Consider the following 1,689-nt stretch of genomic DNA (forward strand, 5'->3'; position numbering starts at 1 on the left):
GAGGCCACTGAAAAACTTTCTTTTTTATGTTTATTCAATTTGTGGTTATATAAAAAGGTGACATTTCGTCTAAAGTTGGACGAAATGTCACCTTTTTCCTTCCCTGTTTTACTCCTTTTCATTTAGAAGCTTTAGAATCCGCTTAAGATTCACCGCGAATATCGCTGTTGCCCCTTGAATTTCCATGCCAAATAGACCCGAGGATTTTGCTGTTTTAAACCCGTGTCTATGTTTAAGTTCGCTATTTTTAGCTTCAATTTTATAGCGCGTTTTTGCTAGTTGTTTAAATCTTGCGGTTTCTTGAAATACTTCTTGATCTTTATGTTCTGTTGATTTAATTGTTATAGAGTACGTCTTACTTTTTGCTCCTTCTTTATAGCACCCCTCTCGGAAAGGACAACATTTACATTTCTCAATATCAAAAAAGAACTTGATTCTTGGGTTTTTGTCTTGACCTTTTCTTTCCTCATATTTTTTCTTAATCGCCATATGGCCCGCCTTACAAACAAACAGTCCAGCGTCTTTATTAAATTCAAATTCATCCTCTCTTGTCCGTGTTCCATGTGTTATATGGGGGTGCAGTTTGGAGATTAATTCGAGTTGGTGTTCTTTCACATAGCTAATATTGCTTTTTTCAGAATAGGCTGTATCCCCAATGACAGTATTTATTTCCATTCCTGTTGCTTGGATTTTTTCAATTAACTCCTGTAGATATTTCCCATCACTTTTTTCCCCCGTTGTCACCACTGCAGCTGTTATTATTCTTTCATCACTCATTGCAATATGTGTTTTATATCCGAAAAATGAAGAGTCTGCCGTTTTATGACCTACCCGTGCGTCAGGATCTGTAGAACAGTTCATTTGACTCATTTGTTCTTTGTAATCCTCAACCACTTCTTTTAGGACATTTAATCTTTCCTTAACGTTGGGAATAGAAGCTACTTTTGGGTCTGACTCAACAACAGAAATAACTTGATGACAATAATTCAATTCATCTTCAACTTCGTCAGAAGTTGATTTAGGAGGGAATTTTCCCTTCATCGATTCATTGATTTGATAAACTGCTTTTCGAAGACTTTTTGATTTCTCTTGCAAAAACTCTTTTGGTGAATTTTGGTTATAACGCGACTTTGTATGGGTGGAGTCCACAATTATTGTTTTACTTTTTATGATTTCCTTTTCCAACGCAATCTCAATTGTCTTCCCGATAAGTAAATCTAATAAGCCTATATTTTCAAGACGAAGTTTACGAAATTTTGTTAAGGAACTTGAGTCTATTACTGGGTCTTCCGGTGCCATGTCAAGGAAATATTTAAACGACATATCATATTTGGAACGATCCACGATATCTACATCTGACAAATCATAGATCGTTTTTAATAACAGATACTTGAACATCCGGATAGGTGGCACTGCATTCCGACCGTTATCAAGGCAATATTTCCCTTTTAATTCATCAAGAATGAATGAAAAATCCACTAGTTCTTTTATTTGGCGAAGCATATTATCTTTTGGGACAACAAGATCGTAAATTGCTATATATGGACTAAGAGTAAAAGATTCTTGATTAGAAATCATTCGGATACCACCCACAATTTATTATTTTTTTATTATAAAACAGAAAGCAGTTGAAAAGTGGATAAAAACCACCTTCCAACTGCTTAAATTGTGTACTTTTTCAGTGGCCTC

1 protein-coding gene is annotated in these 1,689 nt (G+C 35.1%); it reads right to left on the reverse strand.

Annotation, left to right across the window (positions count from 1 at the left end; translation table 11 throughout):
- Positions 1-108: 108 nt before the first annotated feature.
- Entirely contained in the window at positions 109-1,578 is a 1,470-nt protein-coding gene (locus IE222_RS26160; protein ID WP_191277310.1) for an IS1182 family transposase, read from the reverse strand.
- Between the last annotated feature and the right edge of the window lie 111 nt (positions 1,579-1,689).

The sequence above is a fragment of the Neobacillus kokaensis genome, assembly GCF_014656545.1.
In the GTDB taxonomy this organism is placed as follows: Bacteria; Bacillota; Bacilli; order Bacillales; family Cytobacillaceae; genus Neobacillus; species Neobacillus kokaensis.

Bases quoted from the DNA above. Each gene is read 5' to 3' on its own strand.
- IE222_RS26160 (WP_191277310.1), bottom strand. From the start codon at position 1,578: ATGATTTCTAATCAAGAATCTTTTACTCTTAGTCCATATATAGCAATT.